Source organism: Chitinophaga sp. sic0106, assembly GCF_019219075.1.
GTDB lineage: Bacteria > Bacteroidota > Bacteroidia > Chitinophagales > Chitinophagaceae > Chitinophaga.
This window is the reverse complement of sequence record NZ_JAHUWJ010000020.1, coordinates 32,910-47,334: the sequence shown is the minus strand read 5'-3', so window position 1 is coordinate 47,334 and position 14,425 is coordinate 32,910. Positions and strand designations below refer to the sequence as shown.

General features: G+C 48.3%; 10 protein-coding genes. 3 read left to right on the top strand and 7 right to left on the bottom strand.

Features of this window, described 5'->3' with window-relative positions:
- Positions 1 to 4: 4 nt before the first annotated feature.
- From KW844_RS23580 to KW844_RS23550, 7 genes are all read right to left on the bottom strand, one after another.
- The gene (locus KW844_RS23580; protein WP_218379252.1) at positions 5 to 2,836 is read right to left on the bottom strand and encodes a SusC/RagA family TonB-linked outer membrane protein; all 2,832 of its coding nucleotides are present in this window, start codon (positions 2,834 to 2,836) and stop codon (positions 5 to 7) included.
- A 26-nt stretch (positions 2,837 to 2,862) separates the two neighbouring features.
- Positions 2,863 to 4,536, bottom strand: a complete 1,674-nt coding sequence (locus tag KW844_RS23575) for a RagB/SusD family nutrient uptake outer membrane protein (protein ID WP_218379251.1) — start codon at positions 4,534 to 4,536, stop codon at positions 2,863 to 2,865.
- Positions 4,537 to 4,552: 16 nt separating this feature from the next.
- Positions 4,553 to 7,891, bottom strand: a complete 3,339-nt coding sequence (locus KW844_RS23570) for a TonB-dependent receptor (RefSeq protein ID WP_218379250.1) — start codon at positions 7,889 to 7,891, stop codon at positions 4,553 to 4,555.
- Positions 7,892 to 8,176: 285 nt separating this feature from the next.
- Positions 8,177 to 9,358: a FecR family protein gene (locus KW844_RS23565; protein ID WP_218379249.1), complete on the bottom strand. Its 1,182-nt coding sequence runs from the start codon at positions 9,356 to 9,358 to the stop codon at positions 8,177 to 8,179.
- A 94-nt stretch (positions 9,359 to 9,452) separates the two neighbouring features.
- Positions 9,453 to 10,043: an RNA polymerase sigma factor gene (locus tag KW844_RS23560; RefSeq protein WP_218379248.1), complete on the bottom strand. Its 591-nt coding sequence runs from the start codon at positions 10,041 to 10,043 to the stop codon at positions 9,453 to 9,455.
- Positions 10,044 to 10,191: 148 nt separating this feature from the next.
- A complete protein-coding gene (locus tag KW844_RS23555; protein WP_218379247.1) occupies positions 10,192 to 10,953 on the bottom strand; it encodes a LytTR family DNA-binding domain-containing protein in 762 nt (253 codons plus the stop codon).
- Positions 10,934 to 11,956 (bottom strand): sensor histidine kinase, encoded by a 1,023-nt coding sequence (locus KW844_RS23550; RefSeq protein WP_218379246.1) that lies wholly within the window; start codon positions 11,954 to 11,956, stop codon positions 10,934 to 10,936. The genes KW844_RS23555 and KW844_RS23550 overlap by 20 nt, the downstream gene beginning before the upstream one ends.
- A 254-nt stretch (positions 11,957 to 12,210) precedes the next feature.
- Here KW844_RS23550 and KW844_RS23545 point away from each other — a divergent pair, with 254 nt between their 5' ends.
- From KW844_RS23545 to KW844_RS23535, 3 genes are read left to right on the top strand one after another with little or no spacing between them, the layout of a single operon-like run.
- The gene (locus KW844_RS23545) at positions 12,211 to 13,134 is read left to right on the top strand and encodes a heme-binding domain-containing protein (RefSeq protein WP_218379245.1); all 924 of its coding nucleotides are present in this window, start codon (positions 12,211 to 12,213) and stop codon (positions 13,132 to 13,134) included.
- Positions 13,135 to 13,141: 7 nt separating this feature from the next.
- Entirely contained in the window at positions 13,142 to 13,588 is a 447-nt protein-coding gene (locus tag KW844_RS23540) for a hypothetical protein (protein ID WP_218379244.1), read from the top strand.
- Positions 13,589 to 13,608: 20 nt separating this feature from the next.
- Positions 13,609 to 14,379, top strand: a complete 771-nt coding sequence (locus KW844_RS23535) for a thioredoxin family protein (protein WP_218379243.1) — start codon at positions 13,609 to 13,611, stop codon at positions 14,377 to 14,379.
- Positions 14,380 to 14,425: the final 46 nt, after the last annotated feature.

Sequence of the window (14,425 nt, the reverse complement as noted above, 5' to 3'; positions counted from 1 at the left end):
CGAATTAAATTTTTACGTTAATACCTACTGAATAGGTTTTTACATAAGGAAAGCTGGTAAACCTGCCGGCATTAGGCGTTTCCGGATCTATGCCCAGCTTATTGAGCGAAGAGAAAGTCATCAGATTATAACCACCCAGGAAAAAACGCGCTCCCTTAAAACGGAAACGTTGGTTAAAACTCTCCGGTGTGGAATATCCGATTTCCAGCGTACGCATTTTCAGGAAGTCGCCGGAGCGCAGCCAGAACGTAGAATTAGCGGTATTGTTACCGTTATCGGTTAACCCTAAACGCGGATACCTGGCAGTAGCCGCTGTGGCAGGCGTCCAGCTGTCGAGCAGCAGTTGATTTAAACCACCAGGTCCGGCATGAAACACGCCGTTTAAATTAATCGTCCGGCCTTCTACTCCCTGGAATTGTGTGGACAAATCAAAGTGCCTGTAACGTATCGTTAATCCAAACCCATAGAACATATTGGGAATATCCGTATAGTCGGTAGCGATATCATCTTTGGCATCGATGACCTTATCATTGTTCACATCCTTATATTTTATATCCCCGGGAACCACCAGGCCTGAAAGCGTTTGCTTTGGACTGGCATCTATTTCCGCCTGACTTTGAAAAATCCCTTCTGCGATATAAAAGTGTCCGCTGTTGACGTAGCGGCCTTCCTGTGACTGTCCTTCCAGCCCATTGGACAGGGTGCGCACCAGCACGGTATTTTTAGCATAGGTGATATTACCGTTCAGGGCGATATTTACATCTCCCCACTGCTTATTATACGTACCGCTAAACTCCACTCCTTTACTATTCACTTTTCCGGAATTAACCTGGGCAATACTCATCCCGAGGATACCGGGTAAATTAGGAGTGCCTAAGATGTCATCGCGGGTTTCATTAAAGTAATCGGCCGACAGCGACAACGCATTTTTAAACAGGGATACATCCGCACCCAGGTTAATGCGATTTATTTTTTCCCAAGTGGTGAGCGGATTACCTGACGGCGTTACCAGGTAGGCGGTGGTGGAGGTAGAAAAGGAAGACCCCAGCAGCGGCCCTGCACCTCTGGTGAAGAGTGTTCTGTATGGGAGTCGCACCACATTGCCACTGGCATCATAGGTAGGGCCTATGTTACCGGAGCGCCCCGCAGATCCTCGTACTTTCAGGTAGTTCAGCACTTTGGAGTCTTTCAGAAAGTTCTCGTCAGAAGCGAGCCATCCTGCGGTAACTGCAGGAAAGAATCCAAACCGATGGCCGGGGGCATAGTTTTCAGAACCATTGTAACTGCCGGTAAAGCCAGCCATATAGCGGCCTTTATAACTGTAATCCGCTCTTCCGGCTACCATACGTTCCTTGTAATCCAGCCGGTCAACTGCTGCACTCACATATTGTTGTACACGCACCGCTGCCGTCACCCTGTGATCACCTGAAAAATGGCGGTCGTAATCAAAACCCATCCACACCTCATTGTTCTTTGTATTTGTTTGAAAGGCCGCAGTACGATAAGCGATGGCCGCCGGCGTGCGATATGTCTGCACCGGCGATACAGTTTTGTTGATCACTGAATAGTTCTGTGTTAAGCCATCGCCGTAATTGCCATATCCGTCATAGGAAAAGAGCAGATTAGCGGATAATCCTTTAGTGATGAAATCCAGCTTTTGCTTTGCCATTACACTTGCCAGCAGCACATTGGTAGTGGTACGGGAATAGCCGGTAGCTTGCAACTGACCCATCGGATTATTCTGATAGAGTGACGTTCCGCCATAACTGCCATCTTCATTTAGCAGCGGAAATGCATTGGGCGGCAGGTTGTAAATATTGTTGAGCACCGCTGTGGCGCCATCGCCTACATCATTCCGTATTTCACTCCGCAAGCCAGACAGCAGGGTCACACTCAGTGATTCATTTACTTCATAATCCAGGTTGATCCGAAAGTTGAATCGTTTGTAACCATAGTTGGAATTAAAATTATCTGTTTCGGTATGCTTAAAAAGCCCTTGCTGGTTAAAGTAGCTCAGGGTGGTAAAGTATTTGATACGATTACTTCCACCACTGAACGATAAGGCATAACGCTGCGTAGGTGCTGACTTACTCAGGAATTCATCCAGGTAATTATTATCCGGGAACCGCATCAGGTCCGTATGGTTTTTATACGCATACAATGCAGCACTGTCATAGGCCGGCGCCTGCCCTACATTCGTTAATGCCTGGTTATACAAAGTGGCATATTGATACGAATTCAGTGGTCTGATTAAGTTATCAGTGGTTTGCAATCCACCCTGTGCATCTACAGTAATTAAAGGCTGGTTAGCTTTCCCATGTTTGGTAGTCACATATATGGCACCGTTACCACCGCTTAATCCATACCAGTTGAGGGTGCCTGCATCTTTTAATACAGATACGCTCTCAATTTCGTTGATATCCATATCTTCAAAATCACGGACTATACCATCCACCAGCACCATAGGTGTGGCACCGCCGGCATAGGAAGATTTCCCCCTGATCTGATAGGTGAGGTTACCGCCACCAGGCTGGTTGCCGGTCCAGTTGACCCATAGGCCGCTAACGCGGCCGGCGAGGAGGCCCGATAAATTACTCAGCGGGAGTTTCGGTAGCTGCGCAGCATTAACGGAGCTCACTGCATTATTAAGGGCTGCTTTAGTTACCACAGCAAAGGGAATGGCTATTTCTTCAGGAGCTGCCATTATTTTAATACCTCTGGCAGTATCACTGAAAGAAGGTATAACCACGGTAGTATCCTGGTGTGCGTATATTGACTGACTGATCATTGACAGCAACATCAATATCAGTCCGGGTAATTTTATATTTCTGGTCATTGTTAAACTCATTAAGTGAATACTGATTACCATCCCGGATTCTGCTCCAATGCGCCGGAAGTCTTATTCATCTCTGCTCTTGGAATTGGGTAGTGGTACATATTATCGTTGAATACCTTTTGGAATACCGGCAATTCCACCACCTCATATGTAAGCGTTGCATCGGCATTTTTAATCACATTCATGCCTTTCATGGGCTGGGCTACTATTTCAGCGCCTTGTTTCCAGCGGAGGATATCCCACCAGCGCATATCTTCAAAAGCAAATTCGATGGCGCGCTCGTTGCGGATACGGGCACGCATATCCGTTTTGGATAAACCTGCCGGCAGGTCGGGCATGCCCGCTCTTACACGGATGGCATTTACTGATTTATACACTTCTTCGTCCGGTCCTGTGGCCTCGTTCAGCGCTTCGGCATAGTTAAGCAGTACTTCGGCGTAACGGTAAAACACATAATTCAGTAATGCGTTGGCAGTAGACCCTGACTTGGATGCTTCCGGCCATAAGCGCTTGAGGTAATAACTGGTTTTTGTTATACTGATAGCGGTACTGTTATCAGTGCCATAAGTAACAACACCTTGCGCATTAGGCCTGGATTGCCAGGTTTGCACCGCCCTGCCCTGCCAGGTAGCGCCATTGTATAACAGGTTCACATAAAAACGTGGGTCCCTGTTCAGGTAAGGGTTCTGTGGGTTATAGCCGGAGGTGGGATCTGTGATCGGTTTCCCGTTTTTCATTTCGTAGAGGTCCACATGATTTTGTGTAGGCGATAAGTTCGATTGAGCACCACCATAGCTGGTAGGAATTAAAAAATCACTCAGGTAGGTGCCAATAAATGCCCTGCCACCACGTGGCCATATTCTGATATATTCGTTGGAGTTAGCCACCGTTAATACGTTGGCGTAGTTAGGCTCCAGTGAGTATTTGCCGAGATCAATGATGGCTTTAGCAGCAGCTGCGGCCTTTTGCCATTTGGCGGCATCCTCCGTTGAATTATTGAGCGGGCTGGCATCAAACAGCAGCACACGCGTTTTCAAAGCCATGGCAGCGGCTCCTGTGGCCCGGTTAGCCTGGGCCGCAGGGTTGGGCCAGTCGGCATTGGTGAGCGGTAACAGGTTAATGGCCTGTTCCAGGTCCGTCAGTATCTGCGACAGGGTTTCATCATAGGTGTTCCGTGGCATATCCGTAGCAGCCTCGGTAAAATCCAGTACTCTTGTCAGCAATACCACGCCACCAAAGCGACGTAATAATTCAAAATAAAAATAGGCCCGCAGGTACAGCTGTTCCCCTTTCATATAGTCGGGGTTGTACTCTGCCGTCCATGGTGTTTTTTCCATGTACTGCAACATGATGTTGGCATTGCGAATACCCCTGTACATCTGGGAATAGATGCCCGTAACATCTGATGCACCGCCATCCAGCCACTGCCCTGAGTTCATGGTAGCCACTTCTGTTTGTGCATTATTGGCAATTGACTCATCCGTAAACTGGGAAGTCATACCCTTGTAACCGCTCAGGCGGCCGTAGTCATTTATAGAAAATGTATAGGTAAAATCGCCGTACCGGGCGGCCTGTAAAGGATCTTTAAATACCTCTTCGAGGTCTGTCTGGATGCCAACATCCCTTTGAAGGAAATCTTTCTTGCAGGATAAGGTGGTTGAGAGCATCACCAGACTTACCAGATATATAAATTTTTTCATAAAATGGAATCGTTGGTTAGAAAGAAAGGTTCAGTCCAAAGTTGATGACTTTGGTAGTGGGAATAGTAGTGATAGCTGGTGCGTAGGCGTTGCCGGACATGGTATTTTCCGGATCAAGTCCATAGAATTTCGTCCAGGTTTTCAGGTTCTGCCCACTCACATACACGGTGAGCCCGGTTAGCCGCACCTTGTTCAGCAATGAGGCAGGCAGCGAATAGCTTAACTGCACATTACGTAGTTTGATATAAGAGGCATCCTGGAGGATAAAATCGTTCAGACTTTCGTTTGGGTTTGCGTTCAAACCCGGCCGTACGGCAGGCCACGTAGGGTTTGGATTATCAGGAGTCCATCTCCCTAACATAGGTGCATAGTATTGTGCCAACGATGCACTCTGGAAGATTACGTTAGAGCTTACGTTCGTAACCCCGTTAAATAGCATGGATAACTGGAATCCTTTGTATCCAAACTGGAATTGCAGGCTACCGTTGTACTCCGGAATATTCGGGTGGCCGATAGGCATCACATCCTGGTTGTTAATAATACCATCCCCATTGATATCCTGGTATTTTAAGTCGCCCGGAATAGAAGGATAAGCAGTTACTTTATTCACCGGGTTATTATCTATATCATGCTGGTCCGCATAAAATCCCAGCACCTGGTAACCGAAATAGGTGCCCAGTGGCGTACCCGTTGCCTTGAGGTTAGCTGCCAGTCCCGGCGCTTCATCCATGATCCTGCGCTCGTTGTGTGCATAGCTGAAATTACCGGTAACGGAGTAGGTAAAGTTGCGCTCCTTATTGCGGTACATGACCGTCAGCTCGTACCCTTTGTTGTAGTTCATCCCGTAATTCGTACTGGGCACCGTAGCGCCATAGGTGGCAAAGCTGGTGGCAGAGCGGGTGGCAAGGATATCAGAGCGGGTGTCATCAAATACATCTGCGGTGATATTCAGCCGGTCCCGGAAAAGGGATACATCCAGTCCTATATTTCTTTTCAGGGAGACTTCAAACGTCACGTATGGGTTACCGTATTGTGTTTGAATGTAGGTAGGCGCGCTGAAGGAACTGTTAGGATTGCCGAACGGAACATTGGCGCCCGCTCCAAATTTATTTTGGTAGTAGAAACGACCAGTACCCGGACTCGGGATACCTACTCTTCCTATTGATCCGCGCACTTTCAGCATACTTATCCAGTCATATTTCCGCATAAATGCTTCATTGGCCAGGTTATACCCCAGTGACGCAGATGGGAAAAGACCATAACGATAGCCGCTGGCGTAGTTTTCTGACCCATTATAGGTGGCGCTACCCGTTAAAAAATAGCGGCCACCGTAATTATAGGTAAGCTGAGAAATAAGCCCCTGATTGGCGAAAGGAGCTGCTGCGGAAGTGGCGCCCTGTAACTCCCGTTGTCCGATGAGATTGGCGCTGATATTATGTTTCCCGAAAGAGCGGAGGTAATTGATAAATACCTGGAGGTTGGTTTTCGTATAGCCGCTGCGGGTATAGGCGGGGGCACCGAAAAAATCGTTGTAGGTACCCGCCACCGGTGTTAACGCCAGTGTGGTTTTGTCCAGGTTGAAATAGCCGATGCTTCCCCGCTGCAATTTTCCGGACAGCTGTGTGGCATCATACCCGAACTGCGCTTTCACCGATAATCCTTTGGTGATGGCATCCAGCTGTTGACTGAGTGTAAATACAGCTTCTCCTACATTGTTATCGGTGAAGGCATAGCCTCCATAGGTAAGCAATGCATAGGGATTTACGGAGTTTACACCCGCCAGGCCGTAGTTTACAATATGGTTATAGGTTCCGTCTAACGCGATAAGTGCAGGATCATCAGAATTTATGTATTCCTTAAAGAATGGAGATGCCCAGGATGGCATTTTCAGTGCGCGGCCCACCACCCCTTCAATACCGTTGCTCACAGCGCCGGCAGGGTCGTTATATTCCGTATAGCCGGTAGGGGAATAGCGGTGTTCATTACGTCCTGCCAGGTTCACTTCAAAATTGGTACTTTGGGTAACGTCCATGCTTACTCTTGCCCTGAAATTGTAACGCTGGTAGCTGGGGGTAGTGGAGTAATCCAGTGGAGTTTTAAATTCCTTGAAGTTGCCATTTTCAAACTGGTGACCGAAGGAGGTGAAATATTTAATATTTTTTGTTCCACCGGAAATCGTCAGATTTTGCTGGTTTTGGGACCAGTGGTCTTTCACCAGTTCTGAATACCAGTTCACATCCGGATAAAGGAGCTGATCACCGGTACCGGCTTTGAAAATCGCCAGGTCCTCATCAGTGAATGTCCTGGGATCACCTACGTTCACCTGTCCTTCGTTGTACAGCATGGCACTCTCGTAAGCACCCAATACATCGGGACGGCGGGTAGGACTCACCACCGCGAAGTTACTGGTGAAGGCTACTTTTGCGGGGCCTTCCTTCCCTTTTTTAGTGGTAATCACAAAAACGCCGTTGGCGCCTTTGAGGCCATATAATGCGGTGGAAGATGCGTCTTTCAGGATATTGATACTCTCGATTTCATTAGGATCAATATCTCCGAAAGAAGTACGTTCAACTCCATCTACAATAATCAGGGCAGTAGCATTGGAGGACACCTGCCCTCTGATATACAGTGCTGCGGAGTTAATACCTGGCCGGCCGGAGGTTTGTTGCACCACCAGCCCAGGCACGAGCCCTGCCAGGGCGTTGTTTACATTTGTTACCGGTGCTTTCAGCAGATCCGCGCCCGAAACGGTGGATATAGCCGCTGTTACATCGGACCTACGCTGGGAGGTATAACCGTTCACCACTACCGTATTGATCGCACTTTGCCTGATGGTCAAAGTGATATTCAGGCTGGCGTTGGTCACTGTTGCTTCCCTGGTTTCAAATCCAATAAAGGAAAATATTAGCACAGCACCATTATCCGCACGGATAGTGAATTCACCTTTTTCATTCGTTTGCGTGCCGGTATTGCTGCCCTTTACTTTTACGCTGACGCCAGGCAGCGGGATATTGGACTCATCGGTCACCTTCCCCCGAATCTCCTGGATCACCATTGTGGGTGCAGACTCCGGGGCAGGAACGTCTTTCTCCTTCACTACGATAGTAGTTTTATTAATACTGTAAGTCAACACCTGCCCGCGGAATATTTCATCCAGTACAGCGGGTAGCTCCATATTGGTTGCATGGATATTTACCGGCCGCGACTCCTTCAGCCTGGATTCCGTAATCACAAAATGATAGCCGCATTGTTTGCTGATATCTTTCAGGACGGCTTTCAGTGTGGCGTTGCTGGCATTGATACTCACCTTCTGTGCCACTGTTTTGGCACTTACCTGCATTAGCGTCGCTAACATTAAAAAACTAATGACACGCATCATCAACAAGAATTTAGCAAAATAGGGACGTATCGGCACGGGAGTGCCGCATTCCTTGGTGGAAATTCTATACATTTGTTTAGTTCGGTTTAAGCAGCCGCTCTATCTTGAACCATAAGCGGAGCTGCGATTAACGTGGTATTTAATACATACTTGGGAAATGAGCCGGATCAGCCAGGGGTGTGTCCGCACTCCTGGCTTTTTTATGCGTCATTTCAACTGCTTAACATGGAATACTTCCTTTCATAACGATGGATTTTACGATTACTTCAGCTGATTTTTGGTTTCGTTTGTTTTAACATAAATTGTTTTTGCTGCTATCCTAAAGGATATACTTTTGGTTGACTCTAATACTTTCAATATTTCAGATACATTTTCATAGCGGGATATACCTCCATAGAATTTCTCCTGCGACACAGGACCTTCATACACCACCGTTACATCATACCACCTTTCCATCATACGCATGATATAGGCAATATTTTCACCGTCAAATACGAACTGGTCGTCTTTCCAGGCGGTGGCCTGATCAGTGTCAACGGTGCGTACGCCTATTTCGCCGTTCCGGAGGGTCGACTGCTGCCCCGGTTGCATAATGGCCACTGCATGGTCGGCACTCACTTTTACACTTCCTTCCAGCAAGGTGGTGCGGATCACCTGTTCATTCGTATAGGCGTTGATGTTAAACTGTGTACCCAGCACCGTTACCTGCTGCGCACCCGCGCTCACTTTGAAAGGATGCAGCGGGTCACCGGCTACTTCAAAGTATCCTTCCCCGGTGAGGGTCACCTGCCTGTCGGTGCCCGTAAACCGCACCGGATAGGTGAGCGAGGAAGAAGCGTTTAGCCATACCGCAGTTTTATCGGGCAGGATAATTTTATAGGTTTCGCCTTTTGCGGTGGACAATGTGTTCACTGAATGGACATCCGCCTCCCCACTTTCACTAACCTCATATACCAGCACACCGTTTTTTTCTTTCTTAATCTGGATACCGGCCTGTTGGGCAATCTCCCCTTCCGTGGCTGCTGACAGGATTATTTTCCGGCCATTGGCCAGGGTTAAGGTGGCACGGGTAGCGCCCGGAGTGATGGCTGTTTGCTGCTGTGCAATAGCAGGATGTGACCTGACATTACTTTCGCGGTAAAGGTATCCTCCTACGAGGCAGCAGATAAGCAGAGAGGCAGCCACCGCCAGGCGGGGCCACAGGCGCCGTATCCTTGCCGGCTGAGGGTGTGCAACAATGGATGTATATAAGTTGGTGGCTACTTCTTCCGGCAAAGGGTCAGCTGCTGCTTCGGGGTTGCCCCATTGTTCCGCAGCTATTTCATGCAGCATCCCGTCCAGACTATCATCTGCGACGGCTGCCAGCCATTCCTCCCGCTCTGCGGCGCTCAGGAAATGACGCTGGTATTGCCGGAATAAGTAACGAAGTCTCTCTTTTTCCATTAGATCCTGGTGAGTCATCAGCCGGCCTTCATTGGCAGGCTATATCCTATTGACGAACCAGCGGGAACATCGAGGTAACGAAGTAGAAAAAAAATTACAACAGGTGGAGAATGATGAGCAGTACGGCGATATCGGTATGCTCCTGCATGTAGCGGCGCAGGGATTTGAGGGCAAGTTTCATGTGCGTTTGTACGGTGCCGTGAGAGATATTCAACAGGGTGGCTACTTCTTCGTATTTCATACCTTGTTGCTGACAAAGCTGGTACACCAGGTGCTGCTGCCGTGGCAGCTGGCGGATACCCTCTTCCAGAATTTTCCGGGTTTCATTCAGCAAAATGCTTTCTTCCGTTTCATTGTGCCTGTCGTCATAGCTATCCCTGATTACAGCCTGCACCCGGGCCGATACGGCACTTTTACGGAGCAGATCAATCGCATGATGGCGGGTCACCTGGTGCAGCCAGGCATCCAGGTTAAGGATAGCAGGCAGGCGGTCCCCCTGCTGCCACAGCTTGAGCATAGTTTCCTGTAACACTTCCTGGGACAGCGTTCTGGACTGCAACAGCCGGAAAGCAAATTGATAGATATGTGGGTAGTAATGGTCGTAAATCTCTTTAAAAGCATGACGGTCCCCCCGGGCAATTTCAGCCAGCAGTTGCTTTTCATGGGTAAGACGTGGAATAGCCATAGCTTTTATATCAGTTCTTAAAGCTAAAAAAAAGCGTTCAATTTTTATACAATTACCTGCATTAAAAGCTTTGCAACTCCGTTCCCAAAATAAAAAAGCGCCGTACTGATGGTCAGTAAGGCGCTATTCTGGTATGCTGTATTTACAATTACCTGTTTTCCATCCACTGCAAAAACTGCGTCATCTTATCTTTCCCAACAGTCAGCTGTTCCTCTGCCGGAACTGCCAGGTGTATGGCCAGTTTCCGGCCGGAGTAATGTTCTACCTCTTTAATTGCATCAAAATTGATCAGGTATTGCCGGTTAAGGCGGTAAAATTGCCGGGGAGATAATTGTGCCTGCAGCTGCTCCAGTGTCTGGGAAATGATGTATTTCTGCTGCTGGAACGTTACAATATAAGGCGCATCGTACTTGATAAAGATATAGGCAATCTGCTCCGTACGTACCGTCATATACCTGTTGTTGTGGAATATCAGGAAGCTCGTTTTGCTTTCCGGCTTGTCCAGCCGCCTGATCAGCTCCTGCCAGTCGGACTGCTCCCGCTGCTGGAAAAAGTTCCTGAAATTATCCATTTTCGTGAAGGCAGCTTCCAGGTCGGTGGTGGAAAAAGGTTTCAGGAGATAGTCGACCCCATTGGATTTGATAGCATCCATCGAATACTCGCCGAAGGCGGTGCAAAAAATCACCGGGCTGGAGATCTTCACCTGCCGGAAAATTTCAAAGCATAAGCCATCGGAGAGCTGCACATCCATAAACAGCAGGTCCGGTGGCGGATTGTTGTTTAAATAGTCAACTGCACTCTCAATACTGTGTAACATGGTTTCTACCGTGGCCTCCGGGCGGATTTTGGCAATCAGCCCTGCCAGCGACTTTGCTGCCTTAATTTCGTCTTCAATTATTACTATCCTCATCGATTACCGGAAGTTTTACAATAAATTTTTTATTATCTGGTAAGATTTCAATGTTCTTTCCGAGCAGATGCTGATATCGTTCATTTATATTCTCCAGTCCAATACCGGTGGAGGATTCCGGCGTAATCTTAGGCTGTACATTGTTCTCTACCACTATATAGTCCCCCTCTGAATAAATCCTTACGTATAGTGTTTTGTTCGGTGCTACTACATTATGTTTGATACTATTTTCCACCAGCAGCTGTAAAGTAAACGGCGGCACAGCGGTGGCTTTATGTGCTTCACTTACCTGCAAATCTACCTCAAACCCATGCTCAAAGCGGGCTTTCAGTAAATAAACGTAGGCCTGTAAAATTTTCAGTTCCTCCGACATGCGGATGAGGTCAAGCTTTCTGTTTTCAAGCGTGAAACGGTAGAAATCGGATAATTTCAAAATAAAGTCCACACTGTTATGATCCCCGCTTTCCACCATATACTTTAACGTATTGAGGGTATTAAACAGGAAATGTGGATTCACCTGCTGGCGCAAAAGTTCAAACTGGGCGGCCAGGTTATCCATTTTGCTGCGTTCCAGCTCAATACTTACCCGTTGCCCCTGGTAGGTTTGATATAGCAGGTGGATAAACATATAAAAGGTAAGGTTGATCAGCACGCCGCGTACCTCAAACATCAGCATTACCGGCCCAAAGTTAATATGTGTAAGAATTTGCTGTTGGATATAGGATAGCAGGAACATCACTGCCACGCCTACCAGCAGATTCCTGATCAGGGGATAAATAGCAAATCCCCGCGCAATTTCCCTGGAAGTATACACGGGTAATGTATAGATATTGAAATACCATACAAACAATGAAAATAGAAAGGTTATCATCGAATTGGCTATCACCTCGTATAAATTGTACTGGTGCTGGATCAGGCTGGGTAACGAAACAATGACGCCCAGAAACAGGGAGCTTAGCCATATGATCCGCCCAGATATTTTAAATGACTGTTTTTTCCTCATAGTGAACCAAAGATAATCGTATTTCATCTGTCGCAGGCGCAAATCAGCCCCGAATCCGGCCATTTGGCGACCGAACCGGACAAGCCAGCCGGCAAGCCCGGCAAGCTCCGGAAACCTCTTTATACGAACCTTAAAAAGGGCGATGGATTCACCCCGGCATCTGTCCGGCTCACCCCTTTATTTGCCGGATACAGGGTATTACGTTTCAACAGCAGATCAACAATTCTTCTCTTTGTGTCATAATACTACGGCATATGAAAATATCAAACCGGCTCAAAATTATCAGCGTATCCGCAGGCATCGTCCTTGCAGTAACAGCGGCCCTGTCATTTACTACCAAGTTGGTCGATAACCCGCCAGTTACAGGCGATCTCGAAGCACCGGCAGCAGTGAAAGAGATCTTTAGTCGTGCATGCTACCCCTGTCATTCCAACACGGCAAACCTGAAATGGTTCGATAAGTTGCCGGGAGTGGCCTCCATCGTGCGTAACGACATTCTCACTGCCCGTAAGCACCTGAACTTTTCCGAATGGGACAAACTGGCACCCGCCGCCCGGGAAGCGGCGCTCTGGGAAGCATATAACATGATCAACTCCGGTACCATGCCACTGCCTTCGTATGCCGCCGTTCACAGCGACGCCAGCGTAAGTGCCGCCGAACTGACCACCCTGCGTAATTACCTTCTCACTAAAAAGAAAACGGTAACGGCAGTAAAACAAGACAGCATAGCGCAACCCGCAGCCACCCTGCCCAACCCACTGCCCACCTCACTCACCGGCATACAGTTCATGCCCGAGTTCAGACAGTGGGAAGTAATGAGCACCACCTCCCGGTTTGATAATACCACCATGCGCGTGATGTACGCCAATCCGATTGCCATGAAAGCCATCCGGGAAAAGCAGATCCACCCATGGCCCGACGGTGCCGTGATCGCCAAGGTAGTATGGGATAAGGAAAGGGGTAACGACGGCTACATATATCCCGGCAACTTCCAGAACGTACAGTTCATGGTCAGAAACGCCGAACGCTATAAAAGTACCGACGGCTGGGGCTACGCCAAGTTTGAAACCAAAACGCTCAAACCCACCACCACCCTGCTGGTAGCACAGTCCTGCGCCACCTGCCATAAGGCAGCTGCTAAAACCGGCGGTATCTTCGATCTATCCACCTTAAATTAATATAGCCATGCGCGTTATAAATGTATTCACTGTGGCAATACTGGCCTTTGTCATCGCCAGCTGCACCGCAAAAAAAGAAACACCTGCCATCCGACCATTCGCATTTAACGACAGCGGCATGCACGTGATCACCACCATCATCAACGAAAAAGATAATGAAGTAGCGATGCTATACGGCAATAAAGCTGCAATAGAAAATAACACGCAACCGGCAGCCATGCTCAAACTGGTGACCTACCGCGAACAGGATAATAAATATTGGTTCGGCAGCTATATCAACGGCGAACTGCTCCGCGTAGAAACGGTAAATATGCAGCCCACCGCCAACGGACAGCCACCCGCTTACTCTGTGGATGTATATAACCAGCCGGCCTTCCGGCCCGCAGATGCCACCGCCCGTACAAACTTTATTCAAACACTTGACCACGCATGGTATCCATGCGATCCTTACTGATCCTTAAAAAAATTAAGTATATGAAAGCTATCATCATCTCCGCCGCCTTGTCACTCTCCGCGCTGTTTGCTGCTTGTAACCCGCTGTACCGCACCAACAACGGCCCGCTGGTTACCAGCACCGACAGCTCCAAAGGGTTTGCCGTAGTAGAACTGTTCACCTCCGAAGGTTGCTCCAGCTGCCCCCCAGCCGATGAGCTGCTGGCAAAACTGGAACAGGAAAGCAATGGCAAACAGCTGTACCTCCTCGCCTTCCACGTGGACTACTGGGACCATCAGGGCTGGAAGGACAGTTTTAGTCAACATATTTTTTCTGAAAGACAGGAAGAATACGCTGGCTGGCTCAACCTGAATACCGTGTATACGCCGCAGATAGTAGTCAACGGCCGGAGTCAGTACGTAGGCTCCGACGTGGCTAACATCACCTACGCTATCAACCAGGCACTGGAGGCCACCCCACCCGAAACACTGAACCTGAAGGCTACGCCGGCAGCTGGCGGCCTCTCTGTATCGTGGGCGCCTTTATCTCCCCAGAAAAATACCAGGTTGCTCCTGGCACTGGTGCAGAAAAATGCGCAGAGTAATGTGAGAGCCGGTGAAAATGCAGGTAGAAAACTCAGTCATGTGCAGATTGTAAAACAACTGACCAGCATAGACCCTAAAAGAGCGAGTCTCGCCATGGTACCAACTCCTGCCGGATTCAACACCCAGGACTGGGAACTGATCGGATTTCTGCAACGCAACAGCGACGGTAAAATCCTTGCAGCAACAAAAACAAATCTTAATCAATAATAATTATTACAGTAACGGCTACACTAAAAAGCCCGATATATTTAAA

Coding starts and splice junctions, on each gene's coding strand:
- KW844_RS23580 (WP_218379252.1), bottom strand. CDS start 2,836: ATGACCAGAAATATAAAATTACCCGGACTGATATTGATGTTGCTGTCA.
- KW844_RS23575 (WP_218379251.1), bottom strand. CDS start 4,536: ATGAAAAAATTTATATATCTGGTAAGTCTGGTGATGCTCTCAACCACC.
- KW844_RS23570 (WP_218379250.1), bottom strand. CDS start 7,891: ATGTTAGCGACGCTAATGCAGGTAAGTGCCAAAACAGTGGCACAGAAG.
- KW844_RS23565 (WP_218379249.1), bottom strand. CDS start 9,358: ATGGAAAAAGAGAGACTTCGTTACTTATTCCGGCAATACCAGCGTCAT.
- KW844_RS23560 (WP_218379248.1), bottom strand. CDS start 10,043: ATGGCTATTCCACGTCTTACCCATGAAAAGCAACTGCTGGCTGAAATT.
- KW844_RS23555 (WP_218379247.1), bottom strand. CDS start 10,953: ATGAGGATAGTAATAATTGAAGACGAAATTAAGGCAGCAAAGTCGCTG.
- KW844_RS23550 (WP_218379246.1), bottom strand. CDS start 11,956: ATGAGGAAAAAACAGTCATTTAAAATATCTGGGCGGATCATATGGCTA.
- KW844_RS23545 (WP_218379245.1), top strand. CDS start 12,211: ATGAAAATATCAAACCGGCTCAAAATTATCAGCGTATCCGCAGGCATC.
- KW844_RS23540 (WP_218379244.1), top strand. CDS start 13,142: ATGCGCGTTATAAATGTATTCACTGTGGCAATACTGGCCTTTGTCATC.
- KW844_RS23535 (WP_218379243.1), top strand. CDS start 13,609: ATGAAAGCTATCATCATCTCCGCCGCCTTGTCACTCTCCGCGCTGTTT.